Source organism: Croceivirga sp. JEA036 (genome assembly GCF_011882165.1).
Lineage (GTDB): Bacteria > Bacteroidota > Bacteroidia > Flavobacteriales > Flavobacteriaceae > Croceivirga.
In genome coordinates this window covers 986,592-1,011,813 of record NZ_JAATON010000001.1, presented here as the reverse complement: position 1 = coordinate 1,011,813, position 25,222 = coordinate 986,592, and the positions used below count along the sequence as shown (strand labels likewise).

Genomic DNA, 25,222 nt, shown 5'->3' with positions numbered 1-25,222 from the left:
AATTGTGATTAGCTATGTTCAAAAATATTGGGCCAGGAGTTCTGGTCGCCGCAGCCTTTATTGGTCCAGGTACTGTTACGGCCTGTTCCCTTGCAGGCATAAGGTTTGGCTATAATTTGTTATGGGCTTTATTGTTGTCAATTTTAGCAACAATGGTTCTCCAAGAAATGGCGGCAAGGTTGGGATTAATAACCCAGAAAGGTCTTGGTGGTGTCATCAATAAAAATATACCTAATAAAAGCTTAAAAGTAACTATTACGGCGGTTGTTTTGGGTGCAATTTTAATTGGTAATACAGCCTATGAAGCGGGTAATATTGGCGGTGCTGTTTTGGGTTTAGAGGCTATATTTGGCAAGGCTTATTTAGGTAGCTATCCATGGATAGTTGGTCTATTAGCTTTTACCTTATTATGGTTTGGTAGTTATAAAGTTTTAGAACGATTTTTTGTGGGTCTTATTAGTTTAATGAGCCTGTCTTTTTTAATTACTGCTATCCTAACCAAGCCAAAACTCTTACCATTACTAGAGGGACTTTTTTTACCAAAAATAGAAGAGGCTGGTTTTACAACTATATTGGCACTGGTAGGTACTACCGTGGTACCTTACAACCTTTTTTTACATGCCAATTTAGTTAACAAAAAGTGGAAATCATTTAAGGACTTAAAAACAGCGCAGATAGATACCGTTACTAGTATTGCGGTGGGTGGATTAGTATCTATGGCAATAGTAGTGTGCGCAGCTTCTATTCCTAAATCTAATTTAACTACAGTAATGGATTTAGCATTAGGTTTACAGCCTCTTTATGGTAAAGCAGCTGTGTTCTTTATGGGGGTCGGACTTTTTGCGGCTGGTTTAACCTCTGCAATTACAGCGCCTTTAGCAGCAGCTTACGTGGCAAATAGTTGCTTTAACTGGAATGTTGCTACCATAGATTGGCGATTCAGAATGGTTTGGTCCTCCATTATTATTATTGGTGTATTGTCACTATCTTTTCATATTACCCCTATTCAAATCATCAAGTTTGCGCAAATAGCCAATGGAGTTTTGTTACCCATTATAGCTATTTTGCTTGTTTGGATGGTGAATAATAAAAAAATAATGTCTCATTACAGCAACACGCCCTTACAAAATTTTATTGCCTTACTTATTATTGTTTTTGCCATATTCTTGGGTTTAAAAAGTGTATTGAAGGTCGTAGGAATTTTAGAGTGATGAATGTAATAGATATAAACGCAGACGTTGGGGAGGGATTAGAAAATGAAGCTAGTCTATTACCACTTATAAGCTCTTGTAATATTGCATGTGGTGGCCATGCTGGTTCTAATGCTACAATGGAATCTGTGGTGATTTTAGCCCTGGAAAATCAGGTGAAAATTGGTGCGCACCCCAGTTATCCAGATAGAGCTAATTTTGGGCGTAAAAGTATGCCTATTGGTGAAAAAGAACTACTAAAAAGTTTATCTCATCAATTAGAAGATTTTGAAAAGGTACTCCAGGCTAAAAAAGCTAAGTTGCATCACATAAAACCTCATGGAGCATTATATAATGATGCTGCTAATAATCACCAAATTGCTCGTGTCTTTTTAAATGCTGTGCAGCCTTATAAAAACAATACTCATTTGTATTTACCACATAATTCCGTTGTAGCCAACTTGGCCTTGGAATATGGTTTTTCGGTCAACTTTGAAGCTTTTTTAGATCGTAATTATAGTAACGATTTAAAACTGGTTTCTCGTTCTATGGAAAAAGCGACAATACAAAAGCCAACAGCTGTGCTCGCACATTTGTTAACCATAGCTAAACAAGGAAAGGTACTTACTATAGATAATCAATTTAAAAAAATACAAGCAAACACCTATTGCATCCATGGAGATAATCCTAATGTATTGCAAATATTAATGTATCTTCAAAAGGAATTGCCAAACCATAACCTACAACTGCAAAAATGGAATCAGAATACCCAATAAGCATTAGACCATTTGGCGCAAATGCCGTTTTGATAGAATGGGAGCATCTGGTGTCCAGAGCCATTCTAAACCAATGTATAACCCTTGAACGGGAATTGAGAAATAGTTTTAGCGGAATGTGGGAATTTGTGCTAGCCTATAATTCACTCACTTTAATTTATAATGGAACGGAAGCATTTCAATTCGAAAAGATAGCTTCAAAAATTAAATACACATATAATAGCTTAGAGCAAGTTGCAAATCGAGATAATGTGCTTTGGACATTACCAGTTTGCTATGATGATGAATTTAGTATAGATATGGAAAATGTTATTCAACGGCTGGGGTATAACAAATCAGAAATAATAAAATTGCATACGGAGTCTATTTATGATGTTTATGGCATTGGTTTTTTACCGGGTTTTATGTATTTAGGTGGATTGCCAGAAGTTCTTGAAATTCCAAGAAGGAAACACCCTAGACAAAAAGTGGCCAAAGGAGCTGTGGGTTTGGCAAGTAAACAAACAGGTATATACCCGCAAGAATCCCCAGGAGGTTGGAATATTATTGGCAATTGTCCTGTTTCTTTATTTGAAATTGAAAAGGAACAACCTTGTTTTGTATCTGTGGGTGATAGGGTTCAATTTAAGGCGATAGAAAAATCAGAATACGATTTAATCAAGATTCAAGTAGAAGTAGGCATATACAAACCAGAAAAACAAGAAGGTTATGATTAAAGTGCTGAAACCTGGTTTATATACTTCTTTACAAGATAAGGGTCGTTTTGGATATAGAAATAAAGGAGTGCCCGTTTCTGGGGCTATGGATTCTATCGCTTTTGAACAAGTGAATATGCTTTTAGGGAATTCAAAAGAAGCTACTCTTATAGAAATTACAATGACAGGGCCAACACTACAATTTTATGCACCTACATATTTCTGTATTGGCGGAGCAAACATGTCGGCTACCTTGAATAAAGTTTCCATAGAAAATTATAAGGTTTATCAAGTAAGTGAAGGCGATGTTGTTGCTTTCGGACGACTCATTGATGGATTTAGAGGATATCTAGGGGTTAAAAATGGTTTTGATGCTGCTGTAAAATTGGGTAGCCGTTCTCAGTACTATCCTATTACAGAAATATCTAGATTAGAAGCTAATACAGAATTGCCATTTAAAGCGTATGAGAAAGGTTGGGAAGTTCCAATAGTAAAAATAGATACAAATTATCTAAATACGCCTATTTTAGAGGTTAGTAAAGGACCAGAATTCCGTTTGTTAACAGATAAACAATTAGAGCAATTGTTTAGTAAAACGTTCGCTTTAGCAAAAGAGAACAATAGAATGGCTTATCAATTAGAAGAAGCTATACACCCACACGAACATTCAATTTTAACCGCCGCTACACTACCTGGTACGGTACAACTAACTCCTGCTGGCAAGCTTATTATTTTAATGAAAGATGGGCAAACAACTGGTGGTTATCCTAGGGTATTACAGTTGTCTGAGCTAGCAATTTGCGTACTAGCTCAGAAAAAGTATGGAGATAGTATCACTTTTAAACTATAAAATGCACTTCGGAAAATGGCACTCTAAATCGTGGCCCGTAGATTCCGTTATCATCTCTAACACCACAACCTATAACCATATTTATTTCAGCACCGCTTGGTAGATTTAAAATCTGTTTAACTTTAATACTGTCAAAACCTTCCATGGGGCAGGTGTCATAGCCCACAGCTGCCATTCCTGTCATAAAATTTTGGGCCGCTAAAGCAGCACTTTTATGCGCAACAATACGCATATCAGATTTTCGCACTTGTCGGTATACAGGTTTAAAAAGGCCTATAACATTAAAGACTAAATATTTTAATAATCCTAATATCCCCAGAAAGTCAACGTACACAGTAGGGATTAATTTGCGGTAATAGTTAAGAGCAAACTTTTCTCTTGAGGTGTATTCACTTTCTTTTTTATTACCGTAAGCTTCCTCTAAAAAATTAATATTCGCTTGTACACGTTTTTTCCATAAATCTTTTCTTGCAACCACAACAAGTAGACGTTCTGCTGTTTTTGCAGCATTTTGTCCTAGGCAAGCCGCAGTCATTTCTTCTAAAGTCTTACTGTTTCTAACTTCATAAAACTCCCATAACTGCAAATTACTGCTGGTAGGTGCTAAAGTCGCATTTTTTATGCAAGACGCTACTGTTTCATCATTCAATTTCTCATCCTTAAATACACGAACGGAACGTCTATACGCTACCGCTTCGGAAAAGGTTTTTTCCATGTCATCATTTTAAAGCTGCAAAGAACGGTAATCATTAAGGATTATAAAAAAACTTGATGCCAGAGACCTTTGGTTTTTATATCCATAATGCTAAATAAAAACTTTATGAATTAGTTGAATATGATATTTAAAAACAACTTAAATATCTGTATATCAGATTACTATTATATTTTGACTTGCACTGGGGCTAAACACAATGATAGTGTTAAAATTCTAAGGTGTATCAAACATATATCTTTGATATTCGAAATAAAATGCAATAAAAAGACCTTTTTTGGGAAAATATACTAATGGAATTAAATAAGTACAGTAAAAACGTAACGCAAGACCCAACTCAACCGGCAGCACAGGCCATGTTGTATGCTCTCGGCTTAACGGAAGAAGATTTAAAAAAGCCATTTATTGGGATAGGCAGTACAGGATACGAAGGTAATCCTTGTAATATGCACCTAAATGAACTAGCCAAACATGTAAAATCTGGTGTTCAGTCTAAAGATTTAGTGGGACTTATTTTCAACAGTATTGGGGTTAGTGATGGTATTTCTATGGGAACGTATGGAATGCGCTATTCACTTCCATCTAGAGATTTAATTGCAGATTCTATGGAAACTGTTGTTCAGGCCATGAATTATGATGGTTTGGTTACTGTTGTTGGTTGCGATAAAAATATGCCGGGCGCCCTAATGGGGATGATTCGTTTAAATAGACCTTCTATATTATTATATGGTGGCACTATAGCCTCAGGTTGTCATAAAGACAAAAAATTAGACATTGTTTCTGCTTTTGAGGCATGGGGAGAGAAGGTAGCTGGTTCTATTGATGAAAAAGAATACAAATCCGTAATACAAAAAGCGTGTCCGGGTGCAGGTGCATGCGGTGGTATGTACACGGCAAACACCATGGCATCGGCTATAGAGGTATTGGGAATGTCTTTGCCTTATAGTTCTTCTAATCCGGCGGTAGGTTCGCAAAAAAATAATGATGGTAAGGCAACAGGGGAAGCGATGCGCTACCTTATTGAAAATGACATTAAACCATTAGACATCATCACTAAAAAGTCTTTGGAGAATGCCGTGCGTCTTATAACTGTACTTGGTGGTTCTACCAATGCTGTATTGCACTTTTTGGCAATCGCAAAAGCTGCGGAGATAGATTTTACCTTAGACGACTTTCAACGCATCAGCGATACTACTCCGTTTTTAGCAGATTTAAAGCCAAGTGGTAAGTATTCTATGGAAGACTTGCACAACGTAGGGGGTGTACCTGGAGTAATCAAGTTTATGCTGGAAAATAACATGTTACACGGCGATTGTTTAACCGTAACCGGGAAAACATTGGCAGAGAATATGAAAGATGTTCCAGGCTTACATGAGGGACAAGATGTGGTTCATGGTCTGGACAATCCTATTAAAGAAACAGGGCATTTAAGAATTTTATACGGTAATCTGGCAGAATTAGGTTCCGTAGCTAAAATTACAGGTAAAGAGGGATTGCATTTCTCAGGTCCCGCAAAAGTATTTAATGGCGAATTTGAGGCTAATGCAGGAATCCGCGATGGCTTGGTAAAAAAAGGTAATGTTGTGGTTATCCGTTATGAAGGTCCTCAAGGTGGTCCAGGTATGCCAGAAATGCTAAAACCTACAGCAGCTATTATGGGTGCTGGGCTAGGTAAAGATGTAGCATTGATTACTGATGGTAGATTCTCTGGTGGTACGCACGGTTTTGTGGTAGGGCATATTGCTCCAGAAGCACAAGAAGGTGGTAACATTGCTTTGGTAGAAGACGGCGATATAATCACCATAGATGCCGAGGCAAACACCATTTCTGTGGCAATTTCTGATGAAGAAATGGCAAAAAGGAAAGCCAAATGGGATGCTCCAGATTTAAAAGTGAGAAAAGGAAGTTTGTATAAATATGCTAAAACAGTTTCGTCTGCCTCTAAAGGCTGTGTAACTGACGCCCTTTAAAAAAAGGTTTATGGAAACATTAAAAGCAACAGAAGATAAATCAGCAAAACAAAAAAGCATGAGAGTTACAGGTGCAGAGGCTATAATTCATTGTTTGCTGGCAGAAGGTGTAGATTTAATTTATGGGTATCCAGGAGGGGCTATAATGCCCGTGTATGACGAGTTATACAAGTTCCAAGATAAACTCACCCATATTCTTACACGCCACGAACAAGGTGCTACGCATGCGGCACAAGGGTATGCAAGAGTAAGTGGTAAAGTAGGGGTGGCAATGGCTACTTCGGGACCAGGGGCAACCAATTTGGTCACCGGGTTAGCAGATGCACAAATAGATTCAACACCAATGGTTTGTATTACGGGCCAGGTGCCCAGGCATTTATTGGGTTCTGATGCTTTTCAAGAAACGGATATTGTTGGTATTTCTACACCTGTTACCAAGTGGAACTATCAAATTACCAAGGCGTCTGAGATTCCAGAAATTTTGGCAAAGGCATTTTATATAGCACGTTCTGGTAGACCAGGACCTGTATTAGTAGATATTACTAAGAATGCTCAGTTTGATGAAATTGATTTTACGTATGAAAAATGTACTGGCGTACGTAGCTATACACCTGTAAGTGAGCCAGACGAAAATGCCATTTCTGCCGCGGCAGAACTTATCAATTCGGCTAAAAAGCCAATGATAGTTTTTGGGCAGGGCGTAATTCTTGGAGAGGCAGAAGAAGAATTAAAACGATTGGTAGAAAAAGCGGGCATTCCTGCAGCCTGGACTATCATGGGACTTTCCGCAATGGACACTGAACATCCGCTTAACGTAGGTATGGTGGGTATGCACGGTAATTACGGTCCTAATGTGTTAACTAATGAGTGCGATTTGTTAGTTGCTATTGGGATGCGTTTTGATGACCGGGTTACGGGTAGCTTAGATACCTATGCCAAACAAGCTAAGGTTATCCATTTTGAGATAGACCCAGCAGAAATCAATAAAAATGTTAAGGCAGATGTAGCGGTTTTAGGAGATTGTAAAGCGTCCTTAAAATTGTTATTACCAAAGGTAAAAGAGAACTCACACGAGGCTTGGAAAGCGGAGTTTGATAAAAAATATCAAGAAGAATTTGAAGCGGTAATTAAGAACGATATTCATCCTACCAAACCTGGTCTAACCATGGGAGAGGTGATAGAAGGTATTAATATAGCTTCGGACCAAAAAGCGGTTGTGGTTACTGATGTGGGGCAACACCAAATGATAGGCTGTCGCTATGCCAAATTCCGTCAAAGTAAAAGCAACATCACTTCTGGTGGTTTGGGTACTATGGGTTTTGCGCTACCAGCAGCCATAGGTGCTAAAATGGGGGCTCCAGAGCGTTCTGTGGTAGCAATTATTGGTGATGGCGGTTACCAAATGACCATTCAAGAATTGGGTGTCATTTTTCAGCATAATGTGGGCGTTAAAATTGTGGTACTTAATAACAATCACCTAGGAATGGTGCGTCAATGGCAAGAATTGTTTTTTGACAAGCGATATGCTTCTACGGTAATGACTAATCCTGACTTCGTGAAAATAGCGGAAGGGTATCACATTAAATCGAACCGAATAGAAGAAAGAAAAGATTTAGAAGCGGGTATCAAGGAAATGATGGAACATGATGGGCCGTATTTCTTGGAGGTTGTGGTAGAACAAGAGGATAATGTTTTTCCTATGATTCCTTCTGGTGCATCCGTATCTGATATTCGTTTAAAATAAGAAAAGAATCCTATGGAAAATCAATGGTTTACCATTTCGGTATATTCAGAAAATAGTGTTGGATTGTTAAATAGAATATCAGGAATATTCTTAAAGAGACACATTAATATAGAGAGCTTAAATGTTTCTAAATCAGAAATTGAGAATGTTTCTAAATTCACTATCGTTGTATTTACTACAGAAGATTGGACACGTAAAATTGTACAACAAATAGAAAAGCAGATAGAAGTTATAAAAGCCTTTTATCATACAGACGATGAAATAATTTATCAGGAATCTGCCATCTTTAAAATAGATTCTGATTTGTTGTTTGATGAGCGTCAAATTCAGAATATAATTAAAGAGCATAATGCTACCATTGTTACGGTAGCAAGAGACTTTTTTGTATTGGCCAAAACAGGTAGAAGAAATGAGATTGATGAAATGCACGATGCTTTTGAACCGTTCGGTATTTTACAATTCGTGCGTTCAGGACGTATTTCCGTTTCTAAGGAAACCATGCCAATTTCCAATTTATTAGAAGAATTTCAATTGAATAACTAAAAGTAATACCAATAAACACGTATAAAATGACAAATTATTTTAATACACTATCGCTTCGTGACCAATTAACGCAATTGGGTAAATGCCGATTTATGGACACTCATGAATTTGCGAATGGTGTATCTGCACTAAAAGGAAAGAAAATTGTAATTGTTGGTTGTGGAGCCCAAGGTTTAAATCAAGGTCTTAACATGAGAGATTCTGGTTTAGATGTATCTTACGCCTTAAGGGATGCAGCCATTAAAGAACAAAGACAATCGTATAAAAATGCTACAGAAAACAACTTTGTTTGTGGTACTTATGAAGAATTGATTCCTATTGCAGATGTAGTCATTAACCTTACGCCAGACAAGCAGCATACTAACGTAGTAAATGCGGTAATGCCTTTGATGAAGAAAGGCGCAACCTTGTCTTATTCTCACGGCTTTAACATTGTAGAAGAAGGCATGCAGGTACGTGAAGATTTAACGGTAATCATGGTGGCACCTAAGTCTCCAGGATCAGAGGTTAGGGAAGAATACAAAAGAGGTTTTGGTGTGCCAACACTAATTGCGGTACATCCTGAAAACGACCCAGAAGGTAAAGGGTTAGAACAGGCTAAAGCTTATGCAGCTGCAACGGGCGGCGATAGAGCAGGTGTGTTAGAGTCTTCTTTTGTTGCAGAGGTAAAGTCAGATTTAATGGGTGAGCAAACTATTCTATGTGGTTTGTTGCAAACAGGTTCTATCCTAAGCTTCGATTTAATGGTAGCTAAAGGCATAGATGCGGGTTATGCCTCAAAATTGATACAGTATGGTTGGGAAACGATCACAGAAGGTCTTAAGCAAGGTGGTATTACCAACATGATGGACCGTCTGTCTAATCCTGCTAAAATAAAAGCTTTTGACTTGGCAGAAGAGTTAAAAGAAATTATGCGTCCATTGTTCCAAAAGCATATGGATGATATTATGAGCGGTCATTTCTCCAAAACAATGATGGAAGATTGGGCTAATGATGATAAAAACCTATTAATGTGGAGAGCAGAGACAGGCGAAACTAATTTTGAAAAAACTCCCGCAGGTGACGTTGAAATAACTGAGCAGGAATTTTACGATAATGGCGTGTTAATGGTGGCGTTTGTAAAATCTGGTGTGGAATTGGCATTTGAAACCATGACTGAATCCGGAATTATTGCAGAATCTGCTTATTATGAATCGTTACACGAAACACCACTTATTGCGAATACTATTGCACGTAAAAAGTTATTTGAAATGAATCGTGTAATCTCTGATACGGCAGAATACGGTTGTTATTTGTTTGATCATGCTTGTAAACCTTTGTTAGCGGATTTTATGAAAACCGTAGACACAGACGTAATTGGCAAGCCGTTTGCAGCGGGCCAAGGAAATGGTGTGGATAACCAACGATTAATTGCTGTAAACAAAGCCTTAAGAGAACACCCGGTAGAAGTAGTAGGAGCGCGTTTACGAGCCTCAATGACCGCAATGAAACCGATAGCTTAAAACAATACAAGGCAGGTTTAAAACCTGCCTTTTTTTATATCTTTTTTTGAATGAAAGAAGAAAGTAATACGTATGTTCCCAAAATAAGTGCAATACAGCAGGCTGCGATTACCATAAGTAGTATCGCAGAAGAAACACCTTTGCAAGAAAGTATACGGCTAAGCAAAGCACTTGGGGCTAATGTATTGTTAAAACGCGAAGACTTACAACGGGTACGTAGCTACAAAATTCGTGGTGCTTTCAATAAAATTCATTCACTTTCCAAAGAAACATTGGAAAATGGAGTGGTTTGTGCCAGTGCGGGTAATCATGCACAGGGTGTAGCGTTTGCTTGTAGCCATCTTGGGGTTAAAGGAACCATTTACATGCCAGTGGTAACCCCAAAACAAAAGATAGACCAAACCAAAATGTTTGGTGGCGATTGGGTTACCGTAGTTTTAAGCGGTGATACTTTTGATGATGCCTATCTGGCAGCCCAAAAAGAATGTGATGAGCAAGGTAAAACGTTTGTGCACCCATTTGACGACCCAAAGATTATAGAAGGACAAGCTACTGTTGGTCTAGAACTGCTCAACCAAACTAAAGTGCCTATAGATTATGTTTTTGTACCTGTTGGTGGTGGTGGTTTGGTGTCTGGTATCTGTTCAGTTTTTAAAGAGTTGTCTCCCAACACCCAGATAATCGGAGTAGAACCAGAAGGTGCTCCTTCCATGAAAAAATCTATGGAGTTGGGTAATGTAACAGTACTTGAAGAAATTGATAAATTTATAGATGGCGCTGCGGTAAAGCGCGTAGGAACACTTAATTTTAATATCTGTAAACAGCATTTAAGTCAGATGGTTACAGTGCCAGAAGGTTTGGTTTGCCAGACCATTTTAGACTTGTACAACAGGGATGCTATAGTGGTAGAACCTGCTGGTGCGTTAACTATTGCGGCATTGGGTCAATTTAGCGAGCGGTTAAAGGGTAAAAATGTGGTCTGTATTGTTAGTGGTAGTAACAATGATATTACTAGAACTGCAGAAATTAAAGAACGAGCGCTATTATATGGTAAGGTAAAGCATTATTTTATTGTTCGTTTTCCGCAAAGACCTGGGGCATTAAAACAATTTGTGGCAGATATTTTAGGGCCTACAGATGATATAACCCATTTTGAATACTCTAAAAAGTCTAGTAGGGAAGATGCACCGGCCGTTGTGGGTATAGAGTTGCAGTCGCCTTTAGACTTGGAGCCACTGATTAAACGTATGAAAAAAAATAACTTTTTTGGCGACTATTTAAATGACAAGCCAGATTTGTTTCAATACTTGATTTAAACTTAAATCTAACTTAAAAAAGGGATTAAATACAAGAACACTTAGCATGACAACAACACCACAAATTCCTGAAGAATTTCAAATAAAAGAACAAAAACACCAAAGACATTATTTAGTCAATGGTGAACTTAGAGCGTGGAATGGCGCTACAACAGAAGTTATTTCCACTATTTCTAGTACAGAAGATTACCAACCTACCATTTTAGGAAGTATCCCAGATATGGGAGAAAAAGAGGCTCTAGATGCATTAGATGCAGCTTTAAAAGCGTATGATCAAGGTCAGGGCTTGTGGCCTACCATGAAAGTAAAGGACCGTATTGAGTGTATGGAAACCTTTGTAAAAAAGATGGAGGCCAAAAGAGAAGAGGTAGTTAAACTTTTAATGTGGGAAATAGGGAAGTCTAAGCCCGATTCTTACAAAGAATTTGATCGCACCGTTGAATACATTTACGATACAATAGAAGATTACAAGCAGTTAGATAGAGACTCGGCTAAATTTCAAAAGCATGATGGTGTTTATGCGCACATACGCCGTGGACCTTTGGGAGTTGTATTGTGCTTGGGCCCTTACAATTATCCTTTAAACGAGACGTTTGCGCTATTAATTCCCGCGATAATCATGGGTAACACTACTATTTTTAAGCCTGCAAAACATGGGGTTTTGTTAATAGCACCTTTATTAGAGGCGTTTCAAAGTAGTTTTCCTAAAGGCGTGGTCAATATTCTTTTTGGTAGGGGTAGGGCAGTTGCTGCGCCAATTATGCAAACAGGAAAAGTAGACGTTTTGGCTTTAATTGGTAATAGTAAATCGGCCAATGCATTGCAAGAGCAACATCCAAAAAGCAATAGGCTAAGATTAGTTTTAGGACTCGAAGCTAAAAATCCGGCCATAGTGCTACCGGATGCAAATATGGATTTAACGGTGAACGAAGTTATTGCTGGGACAACCTCATTTAACGGGCAACGGTGTACCGCTCTTAAAGTGGTTTATGTTCACGAAGAGGTGAAAGACGATTTTTTTGAGAAATATACTAAGGCTATCGATGCTCTAAAATTTGGTAATCCATGGGAAGAAGGCGTTAAGCTCACGCCGCTACCAGAACCTGGAAAACCAGATTATATTCAAGAATTGATTGATGACGCCTTAGCAAAAGGTGCTAAGATTATGAACGAAAAAGGCGGGCAGCGTTTTGATAATTACATTTGGCCAGCGGTATTGTATCCCGTAACAAAAGATATGCGTGTGTACCAAGAAGAGCAATTTGGACCAGTAGTACCCGTGTTGTCTTTCAAGGATATTTCTGAACCTTTAGATGATATGGCAGAATCTAATTACGGACAACAAGTGAGTCTATTTGGTAAAGACGTTTATACCTTATCGCCTTTAATTGATACTTTGGCCAACTTGGTTTGTAGGGTAAACCTAAACAGTTCTTGCCAACGCGGACCAGACGTGTACCCGTTTACAGGGAGAAAAGACTCTGCGCAAGCAACTTTGAGCGTGCACGATGCTTTACGTTCTTTTAGTATTAGAACATTTGTTGCCTTTAAAGACAATGAGGTGAACAATGAAACAGTAGAGCAACTATTGGAGGCTAAGGTAAGCAACTTTTTAAGTACGGATTACATATTATAATTGCAATTAACTAGAATTAAAACTGTGCGGCCCTTGTTTCAACAAGGGCTTTTTTTGTGGATTGTTATACTTTTGGAATACTTTAAAAATAGTAACTATGAAAATATCTAAAATTACAATAGTATTAGCGGTGTTGCTCACTTTTGGCAGCTGTGCAGAATTGCAACAAGTAGTAAATAATTTGCCAACCACAGGTGGTCCGGTAACCCAAGAAGAAATCATTGGCGGTTTAAAACAAGCACTTGAGTTTGGTGTGGTAGAAGGGGTAAATATCTTGAATAAGGAAGATGGTTATTTCAAAGATGAAGCGGTCAAAATTTTATTGCCAGAAGAACTACAGAAGGTAGACGCAACACTGCGTAAAATAGGTCTATCTAACTTAGCAGATGAAGGATTGAAGGTATTGAATAGGGCCGCAGAAGATGCAGTAAGCGAAGCAAAACCAATTTTTGTCCAGGCCATTAAGGATTTTACTTTTGCCGATGCTAAAACCATTTTGACATCATCCAATGATTTGGCTGCTACTGAATACTTAGAGGGTAGTACCGCTACTAAATTGGCTGCTGCTTTTGAACCAAAAATTTCCGTTTCTTTAGATAAAGTAGGGGCAAATGATATTTGGGCAACTATTATTCAGAAATACAATACCGTTCCATTGGTAAAACCGGTAAATCCAAATTTGACAGAGTACGTAACCAATCAGGCAATAGACGGTTTGTTTGTAAAAGTAGGCGACAAAGAAAAAGAAATTAGAAATTCTGTATCTTCTAGAACTACCGCGTTATTGCAGAAAGTATTTGCACTACAATAAAATATACTTGTTTAAGAGATTAAAGTCTGGCTTTATAGCCGGACTTTTTTGTTATATCTATTCGTCTTTAGCATCTAAAATTTACACTTTATTAACAATATATTATACAAATTAAGGCAACACATGTTAATATAGCATATAAAAGTAACAATTTACTATCATCTCAACAGGAACAAAATTTGGAAATTTGCACAGTAGATAATATGATAAAAAACAAAGAATTAAAATATATTCTATGAAACAGAATATCAATACAACAAAACCATTGTTAGCATTAGCTTTAGGTGGTTTTGGAATAGGCTTAACCGAGTTTGTTATCATGGGTATTTTACCAGAGGTAGCAAATGGTTTACAAGTTAGTATTCCAGAGGCAGGGCATTTTATAGCGGCTTATGCTTTAGGTGTTGTAGTAGGCGCACCATTATTAGCTTCTATGGGCGATAAATTGCCTTCTAGAAAAATGTTATTGCTATTAATGGTTTGGTTTACGGTTTTCAATACTTTGTCTGCCTTTTCTCCTAATTACTATACCATGTTGAGCATGCGCTTTTTATCCGGCTTACCACACGGTACATTTTTTGGAATTGGCTCTATAGTTGCCACTACTTTAGCAAAAGAAGGAAAGGCGGCCCAAGCTATCGCCATAATGTTTTCGGGCTTAACCGTTGCGAATTTGATAGGTGTTCCATTAGGTACCTATCTAGGACAAACCTATAGTTGGAGCATCTCTTTTTTCCTAGTGGGTATTGTTGGTATATTAACTTTTTTGAGCATCTTTTTCTGGATGCCTAAAATTGATGGTGAGGTAAAACAGCAGTCCGATGAAAAAGAGCAGCCTAAGGCTAATGTACCAGTATTCAAAAATGGTGAGCTATGGGCGATAATTGCTTTAACGGCCATAGGTACAGGTGGTTTTTTTGCATGGTACAGTTATATTGCTCCTTTGATAACGGATGTGGCCAATTTACCAGAGTACGTGGTAAGCTATGCTATGGTAATTGCTGGTGCAGGAATGGTTTTAGGTAATTTTATTGGCGCTAGAATGGCAGAGGTATATAAGCCTTTAAAATCGGTGATAATAAGTTTAACCGCAATGAGCCTGGTTTTATTAATTAATTCCTTTTTTGCATTTAATGCCATAGTAGTATTGGTTTTAGCCTTTTCTATTGGATTAATCACCTTTACGGTTGCCGCGCCCTTGCAAATGGCAATTATCAATAGCGCAAAAGGAGCTGAGAAAATTGGTGCTTCAATGAATCAAAGTGCATTTAATATAGGTAATGCTTCTGGTGCATATTTAGCCGGACTACCATTAGTTTTTGGATTTAGCGTAACGGCAGCCAGTGTGGTAGGTGCTATTTTGGCTGGTTTAGGTGTTCTAATTGCTGTTGGTATTATGGTCTATAGAAAGCAAAAAGTAAAAGCCGAGAAACAAAAAAAACAGTTAGCCTCTTGTCGCTAATGTATTTTAAAGAAATAAAAAAAGGCCTGAATGCTTAGTTCAGGCCTTTTTTTGTTATTATAAGTAATGGCTTAAATGTTTTTGGCCAACCAATCCCCAACCTCCGAAGTTTTGTAGGCCTTACCACCTTCAGCTAAATCTTCTGTTACGATACCTTCTGCTAAAGATTTGTTTACTACATCGCGGATAGCTTGCGCTTCGTCAGAAAGCCCTTTATCTTCAAAAAGCATTGCGGCAGATAATACCGTTGCTAACGGATTAGCGATGTCTTTACCCGCAGCTTGTGGATACGAGCCGTGTATAGGTTCATATAAAGAAACTTCACTCCCAACAGAAGAGGAAGGCATTAGTCCCATAGAGCCAGAGATTACAGAAGCCTCATCGGTTAAAATATCTCCAAACAGGTTAGCGGTAATTATTACATCATATCCTTTGGGCCATTGTATTAAACGCATGGCTACGGCATCTACAAATTCATAAGTTACCTCTACTTCTGGGTAATCTTTTTCCATGGCTTGTACGGTTTCTCTCCAAAGACGAGAAGCCTCTAAAACGTTTGCTTTATCCACGCAGCACAATCTTTTTCCACGTTTTAAAGCCATTTCAAAACCCTTTTTAGCCAAGCGCTCAATTTCAAAACGATGATAGGTCATGGTGTCAAAAGCGGTGTCACCATCATTTAGTCTACCTCTTTCACCAAAGTATACTCCACCAGTTAGTTCTCTAAGGATTATTAAATCAGTTCCTTCTATACGGTCTCTTTTTAAAGGTGATTTATCTATTAAAGAAGGAAAAGTGAAAGTTGGACGTACATTGGCGAACAACCCCAGTTTTTTACGCATTTTTAATAGGCCTTGTTCTGGTCTTACTTTTGCAGAAGGGTCATTGTCAAAACGTGGGTCGCCTATTGCGCCAAATAGGACAGCATCTGCATTAGCACAAACTTCATGTGTCTCGTCCGGATAAGGCTCTCCCACGGCGTCAATGGCAGCTGCACCAGTAAGTGCAGGCTTCCAAGTAATATCGTGCCCAAATTTTTGGGCTACGGCATCACTTACTTTAACCGCTTGATCTATAACTTCTGGTCCAATTCCGTCTCCTGCCAATAAGGCAATATTTAATTTCATGTATGTAGTATCTAAGTGTGGTTATCAAATTAAGTTCAACATTTTTTCCGTGGCCTTGATTGCAGATACCGTTTGGTCAGAATCCAAGCCCGTTGTCACAAAATCCTGCTTCTTGGTCTTCCATGTTATCATGGTTTCACAAAGAGCATCAGAATTACTGCCTGGTGGTATACGTACGGCATAATCTATCAGCTTTGGAAGCTCACGGTCAATTTGCTTGTATATTTTTTTCAAGGCAGTGATGAAGGCATCAAACTGTCCATCGCCTTGTGCATTTTCTTCAAAAATTTTCCCTTCAATCTCTATGGATAGGGTAGCAGAAGGTTTTAATCCTTTAGCATGTGTTAGAACATAGGATTTTATAAAGACCTTTTGTTGAAAGGCACTACTGTCCAATACATCAGAAATAATGTAGGGTAAGTCTTCTTTGGTAACTTTTTCCTTCTTATCGCCCAGCTCTATTATCCTTTCGGTAACCTTTTTAACCTCATCTTCATTAAGGGTAAGTCCTAGCTCTTGTAAATTCTTTAAAATATTAGCTTTCCCAGAGGTTTTTCCTAAGGCATACTGCCTTTTTCTACCAAAACGTTCTGGCAACAAATCATTAAAGTAAAGGTTGTTTTTATTATCTCCATCCGCATGTATACCAGCAGTTTGGGTAAAAACATTCTCGCCTACTATAGGTTTGTTGGCTGGGATGCCAAATCCTGTAAACGTAGAAACCAATTTACTTACTTTGTATAAGCTAGATTCCTGTACTCTGGTGTCAATTTCTGGTAAAAAATCATTGATTACCGCAATGGTACTGGCTAGCGGTGCATTACCGGCACGTTCTCCCATACCATTCACGGTAAGGTGTAATCCATGACAACCGGCCTCTAGAGCTTCCATGACATTGCTTACACTTAAATCATAGTCGTTATGACCATGAAAATCAAAATGTGAGTTAGGATAACGCGCTACTATTTTAGAAATATACTGATGCGTTTCTTTTGGTGTAAGCACGCCTAAGGTATCTGGTAACAACACCCTTTGAATAGGTTGTTGGGTTAAAAAGTCTAGAAATTGAAATACATAATCTTGAGAATTACGCATGCCATTGCTCCAATCTTCTAAGTAAACATTAGTGGCAATACCGTTTGCTTTAGCTTGTACAATGGTTTCCTCAATAGCTTTAAAATGTTCCTCGGGTGTTTTTCTAAGTTGATGGGTTAAATGATTAAGAGAACCCTTAGTAAGCAGGTTTTGCACCCTTGCACCAGCTTTAAGCATCCAATCTATGGAATTGCCACCATCAACAAAGGTTAAAACCTCTACCTTATCTATGCAATTGGCCTCTGCGGCCCAAGATGTAATGTTCTTAACTGCTTGAAATTCCCCTTCGGAAACACGTGCCGAAGCAATTTCTATACGGTCTACCTTTAGTTCTTCTAGCAATAGTTTGGCCAAAGTGAGCTTTTCTGAGGCAGTAAAAGACACTCCAGAGGTTTGTTCACCATCCCTTAGGGTGGTATCCATTATTTCTATGGTTCTCGCCATGGAATGTTGTTAAATAGGTCTAGAACTAGCGAATTCCTTGATGTCTTCTTTTAAATTTAATAGGTAATCTATATCATCAAAGCCATTTAAAAGGTTCCCTTTTTTGTATTCGTTGATATCAAAAGATTCTGATTCTCCGGTTTCTGAAAGCGTAATGCTTTGTGAAGGTAAATCTACCTTTAGTTCTGTGTGTGGGTTCTTTTCAATCGCCCTAAAAATCTTTTCTAAAAATTCTGGACTCACTTGTACCGGTAATACGCCAACATTTAAACAATTGTTTCTAAAAATGTCTGCAAAGAAACTAGATACTACACATCTAAATCCATAATCGTATACTGCCCAAGCAGCATGTTCTCTAGAGGAACCAGAACCAAAGTTTTTACCACCTACAAGAATTTTACCGCCGTATTGGGCGTTATTAAGTACAAAACTTTCTTTGGGAGTTCCGTCATTGTTGTATCTCCAATCACGGAAAAGGTTGTCTCCAAATCCTTTACGTTCTGTTGCTTTTAAGAAACGAGCAGGAATAATCTGGTCTGTATCTACGTTTTCTATAGGTAAAGGTACTGCGGTACTCGTTAAAACTTCAAATTTATCGTATGCCATAGTCGTATGCTTTATTTTGATTTCCGCTAGAGCAGAAATGTTTAGATTTTAGATTGATTATGCTTCTTGCAATTGCATTAATTCCCTTGGGTCTGTTACCTTGCCCGTTACCGCTGCTGCTGCTGCCACTAGCGGGCTTGCCAAAAGTGTTCTAGAGCCAGGACCTTGTCTGCCTTCAAAGTTTCGGTTACTGGTACTTACCGCATATTTGCCTGCAGGCACCTTGTCATCATTCATAGCTAAACAAGCAGAGCAACCAGGCTCTCGCAATTCAAAACCAGCTTCTTGTAAAATGTCTAAAATTCCTTCTTCTTTAATGGCAGCTTCTACCTTATGAGAACCAGGAACTAGCCAAGCCGTTACATTATCTGCCTTCTTTCTTCCTTTAATTATAGAAGCAAAAGCTCTAAAATCCTCTATTCGCCCGTTGGTGCAACTTCCTAAGAACACAAAATCTATTGGTTTACCAATCATAGTATCGCCCTCGTTGAACTCCATGTAGGCCAATGACTTAGCAAAGGTTGCTTTAGCTCCGTCTATTTGTTCCGCCGTTGGGATAGAGTTGCTAATGCCAAAGCCCATACCTGGATTGGTACCGTAGGTAATCATAGGTTCTATTTCGCTGGCCGCAAAAGTTAATTCCTTGTCAAACGTAGCGTCATCTTCAGTATATAAGGTTTCCCAATAAGCCATGGCTTTATCCCAGTCTGCGCCTTTTGGTGCAAACTCTCTTCCTTTAACATATTCAAATGTTTTTTCGTCTGGGGCAATCATTCCACCACGGGCACCCATTTCTATACTTAAGTTACAAACCGTCATACGGCCTTCCATACTCATTTCTCTAAAAACGCTACCAGCGTATTCTACAAAATAGCCTGTAGCGCCAGAAGTGGTAAGTTTAGATATAATAAATAGGGCAACGTCTTTTGGCGTAACCGCCGTGCTTAATTCGCCCTCAATATTAATTCGCATTTTTTTAGGCTTTGGCTGCATTATACATTGGCTGGCCAATACCATTTCTACTTCTGATGTTCCAATACCAAAGGCAATGGCACCAAAAGCACCGTGAGTAGAAGTATGGGAATCTCCACACACGATAGTGGCACCAGGAACGGTAATTCCGTTTTCTGGACCTATTACGTGTACAATTCCGTTTTTTTCATGTCCAAGGCCCCAGTAAGGAATACCATGTTCACCTGCATTTTTCTCTAATGCTTTTAGTTGATTTGCAGATAATTCGTCTTTTACTGGTAAGTGTTGGTTTATAGTAGGGGTATTGTGGTCTGCCGTTGCAAAAGTCCTATTTGAATACAAAACAGGAATATTTCTGTTTTTAAGACCCAAAAAGGCTACCGGACTTGTTACCTCATGTACCAAATGGCGGTCTATAAATAGGACGTCCGGACCGTTTTCTATATTCTTAACAACGTGTGAATCCCAAACTTTATCAAAAAGCGTTTTACCCATGTCTCTGTAATTACAAATTTAGCTTTCAAATCTAAGCAATAGCATTGTTTCAACAGGGTAGGGTAGGTCATGAAATTACGATGTTCAACAGAAAAGTTGGCTATTGTTACAGTTGGGTCAGTTTAACTAATGTAGCCCCAAAGTCCTTTACCCTTAACTAGTTGCGTATAGGTATTTCTAATTACATGATGGTCTGGTTGTTCTAATTTTGGGTCGTTCTTTAGCAATTGGATAGCATGGTAACGTGCCAATTTTAGAATAGGATTATCTTTAACAATATCAGCAATTTTAAGATTTAACATTCCGCTTTGTTGTGTACCCATTAAATCACCTGGTCCGCGTAATTTTAGGTCAACTTCGGCAATTTCAAATCCATCATTGGTTCTACACATGGTTTCTAGGCGTGTTTTAGCATCTTCAGATAGTTTATGGCTCGTCATTAGAATACAAAAACTCTGCTCGGCACCCCTTCCTACACGCCCACGGAGCTGGTGTAACTGGGATAATCCAAATTTTTCTGCACTCTCAATAATCATAACGGACGCATTGGGTACGTTTACGCCCACTTCTATTACGGTGGTAGCTACCATAATTTGTGTTTCGCCCTTAACAAAGCGGTCCATTTCATAATCCTTGTCTTGCGGCTTCATTTGTCCGTGAACAATGGAGATTTGGTATTTGGGAGAAGGAAACTCCCGTGCAATACTCTCATAACCATCCATTAGGTCCTTATAATCTAGGGCTTCGCTTTCTTGAATCAGTGGATAAACCACATAAATTTGTCTACCTTTTTCTATTTCGTCTTTTATAAAACGGAAAACTTTTAATCGGTTGGCATCAAAACGATGCACGGTTTTAATAGGTTTACGGCCAGGCGGCAGTTCATCTATTACGGAAATATCCAAATCGCCATACAAACTCATGGCCAAGGTTCTTGGAATTGGAGTGGCGGTCATAACTAAAATGTGAGGAGGAATGGTGTTTTTCTGCCACAGTTTAGAACGTTGGGCAACCCCAAAACGATGTTGTTCATCTATGATGGCTAACCCTAGATTTTTAAACTGTACTTTATCTTCTAAAACGGCATGGGTACCAACCAAGATGTTAAGATTGCCATTTTCTAATTGGTTGTGCAAAAATGTACGTTCTGCCTTTTTGGTTGAACCGGTTAATAAGGCAATTTTTATGTCGGTTTTATGCAATAATTCTTTTAATCCGTTGTAATGCTGCTGTGCCAAAATCTCGGTTGGTGCCATTAGGCAGGCTTGGTAGCTGTTATCTATGGCCAAAAGCATACACATTAAGGCAACAATAGTTTTACCAGAACCAACATCGCCTTGCAATAAACGGTTCATTTGTGCACTACTGCCCATATCATTACGAATCTCCTTTATTACCCGTTTTTGGGCATTGGTAAGCTCAAATGGTAGGTAATTGGCATAAAATTCATTGAATTTTTCGCCTACGGCGGTAAAAGGCATCCCCTTTATCTTGCGTTTTCGCACTGCCTTTTTAGATAGTAATTGCAGTTGTACGTAAAATAACTCCTCAAATTTCAATCGAAACTGTGCTTTGGCCAATAAATCTTGACTTTTTGGGAAATGAATATTAAGTAAAGATTCCGGTCTTGGTAATAAATTCAATTCGTTGAGTAACCCTTGGCTCAAAGTTTCTGAAAAATTGGCCTTGGTTTCCATGAACAATTGTTGCACCATTTTACTTACTACCTTGTTGGTAATGCCTTTATTGGTAAGTTTTTCCGTAGACGGATAAATGGGTTGCATACTTATTTTAAGTCCAGCTTGGTGGTCTTTAAGTAATTCCATTTCTGGATGTGGCATGGAAAAGGTACTCCCAAAACGATTTACCTTACCAAAAACCACGTAAGGGGTATTCATTTTTATGTTCTCTTTTATCCATTTGTGACCTCTAAACCAAACCAATTCCATTTGTCCCGTTTCGTCTACATATGTAGCTACTAAGCGTTTTCCCCGTTTTTGTTCCACGGTTTTTAGATGCACAATCTTACCCACTATTTGTACATCTGCTCCGCTATTGTGCAACTGCGAGATTTTATAATATTGTGTTTTATCTAGATACCGATTGGGATAAAATTGCAGTAAATCGCCATACGTTTCAAGGCCTAGCTCACTTTTTAAGGTCTCGGCACGGTTAGGGCCAACACCTTTTAGGTAAACCAAGGGTGTGTAAAGCAAGTTGGGTTTCATCCGATTAAAAATAGCTAAATTGGTCTAGCTTTTGATTTAGCCAATTTATGAGATTCTTTTCACTTTTACTGTTTTGTTGGTGTTTAAGTGGTTTTGCACAAAAACAACAAGCCGTTGATTTTATCCATGCTGCTGTTGCAATTGAACCAAATGGTATAGAAAAAACGGTACAAGGTAGCGTTGAGTATACGTTTTTGGTACAACGTAAGGTTGACAGTATTTTTTTGGATGCGGAGAATATCGATATAATTAATTTTAGATTGAATGGCACCACCATTGAATACGTAAATACGGGTAAGAAACTGGGGTTTAAATCGCCTAAAAAGCCGGGAGAATATTGCTTGTATATTGATTATCTGGCAAGACCAAAACAAACGGTATATTTTTTTGGGTGGGATGATGTCATGGTAGGCAATGAACAAATTTGGACCCAAGGGCAGGGAAAATATACGAGACATTGGCTACCCAGTTTTGATGATATGACAGAAAAAGTGGAATTTGACTTGTCTATTACCGCACCAAAACACTTAGCCGTAATCGCCAACGGGGAGCTTAATGCAAAAACAAGTGGTGAGGACAAACAAACCTGGAGTTGGAACATGGAGCACCCTATGAGCAGTTATCTAGTAGCCTTTGCCATTGGTGATTTTAAAAAAGAAACCAGAGAATCAAGTACGCGCGTTCCCATTTCCTTGTATTACAATCCAAAAGATAGTAGTAGGGTAGCACCTACCTACAAGTACACCACAGAACTCTTTAATTTTTTGGAGCAAGAAATTGGCGTTCCGTACCCATGGCAAAATTACAAACAAGTACCCGTGCACGATTTTATGTATGGAGGGATGGAAAATACCAGCTGTACACTGTTTTCTGACCAATACATGATAGATGAAAAAGGATTTGTAGATAAAAACTATGTAAATGTAAATGCACACGAGTTGGCGCACCAATGGTTTGGCAACCTAGTTACAGAAGTAAGCGGAGCGCATCATTGGTTGCAAGAAGGTTTTGCTACCTATTATGCTTATTTAGCTGAAAAGGAGGTGTTTGGGGACGATTACTACTATTGGAAGTTGTATGAAACCGCTCAAAACTTAATTGCTGAATCAGAGAAAGGTAATGGCGAATCTTTATTAGACCCTAAGGCTAGCAGCCTAACTTTTTATGAGAAAGGCGCTTGGGCATTGGTACTATTAAAAGACTTGGTGGGAGACGAAGCTTTTAAAAAAGGCATACAAACGTATTTATTAGCATATAGTTTTAAAAATGCAACTGTGGCGGATTTTTTAGCCGTGATGAAAAAAGCCTCTGGTAAAGATTTAGAGGAATTTAGAAAAAAATGGTTGGTAGCATCTGAATTTCCTAAAGCTTCTGCACTAGCATATTTAAAAAAGAAAGAACCCTCTATTAAAAGGTTAGAAGAATTAGCCACAACTATTGAAAGTTCTACCGTAATTACCAAAGAAAACGTAACAAACTTCTATGATAGTAAAGCTCCCATAGGATTTAAAAAGGAATTTATAAAACGCTATGTTAACCAGTTAGATACACCAACGCTGCAGAAATTTTTAATGGAAGGGGAGTTGCTCGTTAGGCAAGCTATTATAGCCAATCTAGAACAGATACCTGCTCAATTGCAAACTGATTTTGAAACCTTGTTAAAAGATGATAGCTACCTAACCCAAGAATATGCTTTACTAGCACTTTGGCAGCAATTTCCGGAACGTGGGTCATTATACTTGAATAGTCTGTCTACTGTAGAGGGTTTGCCCAATAAGAGTTTACGTATACTTTGGCTAACCCTAGCTTTGGTCACAGAGCAATATAATTCGTCCGTTAAAAAGCAGTATTATGAGGAGTTAAACGCTTTTACTGCGCCAGAATATAATTTTGAGGTCCGCATTAATGCATTCCGCAACTTAAATCAGATACAAGCTCTTAGTGATAGTAGTTTACATAATTTGGTGCAAGCAACACAGCATCATTCTTGGCAGTTTCGTTTATTTGCCAAAAGGCAACTACAACATTTAGTAAGTTTGCCAAATATGGTAGCAAGGCTAGAAGATTTACGACCTAGCTTAACTGAGACTGAAAAAGAGCTAATTTCTAAATTATTGACAGAATGAGGGCATTGGTAATATCTGGTGGTGGAAGCAAAGGTGCTTTTGCCGGTGGTGTGGCGCAATATTTAATACAGAACGATAAACGGGAGTACGATATTTTTGTCGGTACTTCTACCGGTAGTTTATTGATTAGTCATTTGGCCTTAAATAAGATTGATAAGATTCGAAATATCTATTCCAACGTAAATCAAGACAGTATTTTTAGCAATTGCCCTTTTGTGGTGCGTAAAAAATATGGCTCGGATATTATTGGTATGAACCACTGGAACATTTTTAAAAACTGGATGCGTGGCAAAAAGACCTTTGGAGAGAGTGAGAACTTAAGAAAACTAATTAGAAATAGTATTACCAGAGAAGAATTTGAAGCTTTAAAAAACGGTCCAAAAAATGTTGTAGTTACGGTATCTAACCTTTCCTTAAATCAGGTAGAATACAAATCGGTCAACGATTTTAATTACGATGAGTTTTGTGACTGGATTTGGATTTCTTCTAACTACACGCCTTTTATGAGTTTGGTGCGTAAGAATGGTTGTGAATATGCAGATGGGGGCTTGGGAACATTGGTACCCATAGAAGAAGCTATTAAAAGAGGAGCTACAGAGATAGATGTTATTGTTCTGCGTACAGAAGTAAGCAATTACAATAGAATGCCATCTAGAAATGCGTTTGAAGTACTTACCAGTATGTTTTCTTTTGTTTTAGACCGAATAGAAAATCAGAATATACGTATAGGTAAATTGGTAGCAAGCCAAAACGATGCCATTATCAATCTCTACTACACTCCAACGGTGCTAACTACTAATTCACTAATTTTTGATAAGGAAAAAATGACCTTATGGTGGAAAAAGGGCTTTCTCTATGCTAAAAATAAGAATGAGGAAAGCATGCCTATTGAACCAGACTTGCAGGAATAGTTAAGCGCAGT

At 38.3% G+C, this 25,222-nt stretch carries 20 protein-coding genes; 14 read left to right on the top strand and 6 right to left on the bottom strand.

Going from position 1 to position 25,222, the window contains the following annotated elements; all coding sequences use genetic code 11:
- Window positions 1-14: 14 nt before the first annotated feature.
- From HCO57_RS04125 to HCO57_RS04110, 4 genes are read left to right on the top strand one after another with little or no spacing between them, the layout of a single operon-like run.
- A complete protein-coding gene (locus tag HCO57_RS04125) occupies window positions 15-1,211 on the top strand; it encodes an Nramp family divalent metal transporter (protein ID WP_167987966.1) in 1,197 nt (398 codons plus the stop codon).
- Entirely contained in the window at window positions 1,211-1,966 is a 756-nt protein-coding gene (gene pxpA / locus HCO57_RS04120) for a 5-oxoprolinase subunit PxpA (RefSeq protein ID WP_167987965.1), read from the top strand. Before HCO57_RS04125 ends, pxpA begins: the two co-directional genes overlap by 1 nt.
- On the top strand, window positions 1,945-2,682 hold the full coding sequence (pxpB, locus tag HCO57_RS04115) for a 5-oxoprolinase subunit PxpB (protein WP_167987964.1): 738 nt from the start codon (window positions 1,945-1,947) through the stop codon (window positions 2,680-2,682). Before pxpA ends, pxpB begins: the two co-directional genes overlap by 22 nt.
- Entirely contained in the window at window positions 2,675-3,511 is an 837-nt protein-coding gene (locus HCO57_RS04110; RefSeq protein WP_167987963.1) for a biotin-dependent carboxyltransferase family protein, read from the top strand. The genes pxpB and HCO57_RS04110 overlap by 8 nt, the downstream gene beginning before the upstream one ends.
- Here HCO57_RS04110 and HCO57_RS04105 read toward each other — a convergent pair.
- Window positions 3,501-4,226 (bottom strand): nitroreductase family protein, encoded by a 726-nt coding sequence (locus HCO57_RS04105; protein WP_167987962.1) that lies wholly within the window; start codon window positions 4,224-4,226, stop codon window positions 3,501-3,503. The genes HCO57_RS04110 and HCO57_RS04105 overlap by 11 nt on opposite strands.
- 290 nt (window positions 4,227-4,516) lie before the next feature.
- On the opposite strand from HCO57_RS04105, the gene ilvD reads away from it, so the two are divergent.
- The 8 genes from ilvD (at window position 4,517) to HCO57_RS04065 (ending at window position 15,207) form a co-directional block, all read left to right on the top strand.
- On the top strand, window positions 4,517-6,193 hold the full coding sequence (gene ilvD, locus HCO57_RS04100; RefSeq protein ID WP_167987961.1) for a dihydroxy-acid dehydratase: 1,677 nt from the start codon (window positions 4,517-4,519) through the stop codon (window positions 6,191-6,193).
- Window positions 6,194-6,203: 10 nt separating this feature from the next.
- Window positions 6,204-7,937: a biosynthetic-type acetolactate synthase large subunit gene (ilvB, locus tag HCO57_RS04095; protein ID WP_167987960.1), complete on the top strand. Its 1,734-nt coding sequence runs from the start codon at window positions 6,204-6,206 to the stop codon at window positions 7,935-7,937.
- 12 nt (window positions 7,938-7,949) lie between these two features.
- On the top strand, window positions 7,950-8,480 hold the full coding sequence (ilvN, locus tag HCO57_RS04090; RefSeq protein ID WP_010516606.1) for an acetolactate synthase small subunit: 531 nt from the start codon (window positions 7,950-7,952) through the stop codon (window positions 8,478-8,480).
- 26 nt (window positions 8,481-8,506) lie between these two features.
- Window positions 8,507-9,982: a ketol-acid reductoisomerase gene (gene ilvC / locus HCO57_RS04085; protein ID WP_167987959.1), complete on the top strand. Its 1,476-nt coding sequence runs from the start codon at window positions 8,507-8,509 to the stop codon at window positions 9,980-9,982.
- A 50-nt stretch (window positions 9,983-10,032) separates the two neighbouring features.
- Complete coding sequence (gene ilvA, locus HCO57_RS04080) at window positions 10,033-11,298, top strand: threonine ammonia-lyase (RefSeq protein ID WP_167987958.1); 1,266 nt, start codon at window positions 10,033-10,035, stop codon at window positions 11,296-11,298.
- 46 nt (window positions 11,299-11,344) lie between these two features.
- Window positions 11,345-12,934, top strand: coding sequence for an NADP-dependent glyceraldehyde-3-phosphate dehydrogenase (locus HCO57_RS04075; protein ID WP_167987957.1), 1,590 nt, complete (start codon window positions 11,345-11,347; stop codon window positions 12,932-12,934).
- 97 nt (window positions 12,935-13,031) lie between these two features.
- The gene (locus HCO57_RS04070; protein ID WP_167987956.1) at window positions 13,032-13,745 is read left to right on the top strand and encodes a DUF4197 domain-containing protein; all 714 of its coding nucleotides are present in this window, start codon (window positions 13,032-13,034) and stop codon (window positions 13,743-13,745) included.
- Window positions 13,746-13,980: 235 nt separating this feature from the next.
- Entirely contained in the window at window positions 13,981-15,207 is a 1,227-nt protein-coding gene (locus HCO57_RS04065) for an MFS transporter (RefSeq protein WP_167987955.1), read from the top strand.
- A gap of 71 nt (window positions 15,208-15,278) precedes the next feature.
- Here HCO57_RS04065 and leuB read toward each other — a convergent pair whose 3' ends face one another.
- The 5 genes from leuB to recG all read right to left on the bottom strand — a co-directional run bounded on the left by leuB (window position 15,279) and on the right by recG (window position 22,174).
- Window positions 15,279-16,334 carry a 3-isopropylmalate dehydrogenase gene (gene leuB, locus HCO57_RS04060; RefSeq protein WP_167987954.1) on the bottom strand — a complete coding sequence of 352 codons (1,056 nt, stop codon included), beginning with the start codon at window positions 16,332-16,334 and terminating at the stop codon, window positions 15,279-15,281.
- A gap of 24 nt (window positions 16,335-16,358) precedes the next feature.
- Window positions 16,359-17,873 carry an alpha-isopropylmalate synthase regulatory domain-containing protein gene (locus tag HCO57_RS04055; protein WP_167987953.1) on the bottom strand — a complete coding sequence of 505 codons (1,515 nt, stop codon included), beginning with the start codon at window positions 17,871-17,873 and terminating at the stop codon, window positions 16,359-16,361.
- A 9-nt stretch (window positions 17,874-17,882) separates the two neighbouring features.
- Entirely contained in the window at window positions 17,883-18,479 is a 597-nt protein-coding gene (leuD, locus tag HCO57_RS04050; protein WP_167987952.1) for a 3-isopropylmalate dehydratase small subunit, read from the bottom strand.
- Window positions 18,480-18,536: 57 nt separating this feature from the next.
- The gene (gene leuC, locus HCO57_RS04045; RefSeq protein ID WP_167987951.1) at window positions 18,537-19,946 is read right to left on the bottom strand and encodes a 3-isopropylmalate dehydratase large subunit; all 1,410 of its coding nucleotides are present in this window, start codon (window positions 19,944-19,946) and stop codon (window positions 18,537-18,539) included.
- A 122-nt stretch (window positions 19,947-20,068) separates the two neighbouring features.
- Complete coding sequence (recG, locus tag HCO57_RS04040; protein WP_167987950.1) at window positions 20,069-22,174, bottom strand: ATP-dependent DNA helicase RecG; 2,106 nt, start codon at window positions 22,172-22,174, stop codon at window positions 20,069-20,071.
- Between the two features lie 47 nt (window positions 22,175-22,221).
- On the opposite strand from recG, the gene HCO57_RS04035 reads away from it, so the two are divergent.
- Window positions 22,222-24,300 (top strand): M1 family metallopeptidase, encoded by a 2,079-nt coding sequence (locus HCO57_RS04035; RefSeq protein WP_167987949.1) that lies wholly within the window; start codon window positions 22,222-22,224, stop codon window positions 24,298-24,300.
- Window positions 24,297-25,211: a patatin family protein gene (locus HCO57_RS04030; protein WP_167987948.1), complete on the top strand. Its 915-nt coding sequence runs from the start codon at window positions 24,297-24,299 to the stop codon at window positions 25,209-25,211. Before HCO57_RS04035 ends, HCO57_RS04030 begins: the two co-directional genes overlap by 4 nt.
- Window positions 25,212-25,222: the final 11 nt, after the last annotated feature.

Coding starts and splice junctions, on each gene's coding strand:
- leuD (WP_167987952.1), bottom strand. CDS start 18,479: ATGGCATACGATAAATTTGAAGTTTTAACGAGTACCGCAGTACCTTTA.
- ilvN (WP_010516606.1), top strand. CDS start 7,950: ATGGAAAATCAATGGTTTACCATTTCGGTATATTCAGAAAATAGTGTT.
- HCO57_RS04035 (WP_167987949.1), top strand. CDS start 22,222: ATGAGATTCTTTTCACTTTTACTGTTTTGTTGGTGTTTAAGTGGTTTT.
- pxpA (WP_167987965.1), top strand. CDS start 1,211: ATGAATGTAATAGATATAAACGCAGACGTTGGGGAGGGATTAGAAAAT.
- HCO57_RS04075 (WP_167987957.1), top strand. CDS start 11,345: ATGACAACAACACCACAAATTCCTGAAGAATTTCAAATAAAAGAACAA.
- HCO57_RS04105 (WP_167987962.1), bottom strand. CDS start 4,226: ATGGAAAAAACCTTTTCCGAAGCGGTAGCGTATAGACGTTCCGTTCGT.
- pxpB (WP_167987964.1), top strand. CDS start 1,945: ATGGAATCAGAATACCCAATAAGCATTAGACCATTTGGCGCAAATGCC.
- HCO57_RS04070 (WP_167987956.1), top strand. CDS start 13,032: ATGAAAATATCTAAAATTACAATAGTATTAGCGGTGTTGCTCACTTTT.
- ilvB (WP_167987960.1), top strand. CDS start 6,204: ATGGAAACATTAAAAGCAACAGAAGATAAATCAGCAAAACAAAAAAGC.
- HCO57_RS04125 (WP_167987966.1), top strand. CDS start 15: ATGTTCAAAAATATTGGGCCAGGAGTTCTGGTCGCCGCAGCCTTTATT.
- HCO57_RS04055 (WP_167987953.1), bottom strand. CDS start 17,873: ATGGCGAGAACCATAGAAATAATGGATACCACCCTAAGGGATGGTGAA.
- HCO57_RS04030 (WP_167987948.1), top strand. CDS start 24,297: ATGAGGGCATTGGTAATATCTGGTGGTGGAAGCAAAGGTGCTTTTGCC.
- leuC (WP_167987951.1), bottom strand. CDS start 19,946: ATGGGTAAAACGCTTTTTGATAAAGTTTGGGATTCACACGTTGTTAAG.
- HCO57_RS04110 (WP_167987963.1), top strand. CDS start 2,675: ATGATTAAAGTGCTGAAACCTGGTTTATATACTTCTTTACAAGATAAG.
- ilvC (WP_167987959.1), top strand. CDS start 8,507: ATGACAAATTATTTTAATACACTATCGCTTCGTGACCAATTAACGCAA.
- leuB (WP_167987954.1), bottom strand. CDS start 16,334: ATGAAATTAAATATTGCCTTATTGGCAGGAGACGGAATTGGACCAGAA.
- ilvA (WP_167987958.1), top strand. CDS start 10,033: ATGAAAGAAGAAAGTAATACGTATGTTCCCAAAATAAGTGCAATACAG.
- recG (WP_167987950.1), bottom strand. CDS start 22,174: ATGAAACCCAACTTGCTTTACACACCCTTGGTTTACCTAAAAGGTGTT.
- HCO57_RS04065 (WP_167987955.1), top strand. CDS start 13,981: ATGAAACAGAATATCAATACAACAAAACCATTGTTAGCATTAGCTTTA.
- ilvD (WP_167987961.1), top strand. CDS start 4,517: ATGGAATTAAATAAGTACAGTAAAAACGTAACGCAAGACCCAACTCAA.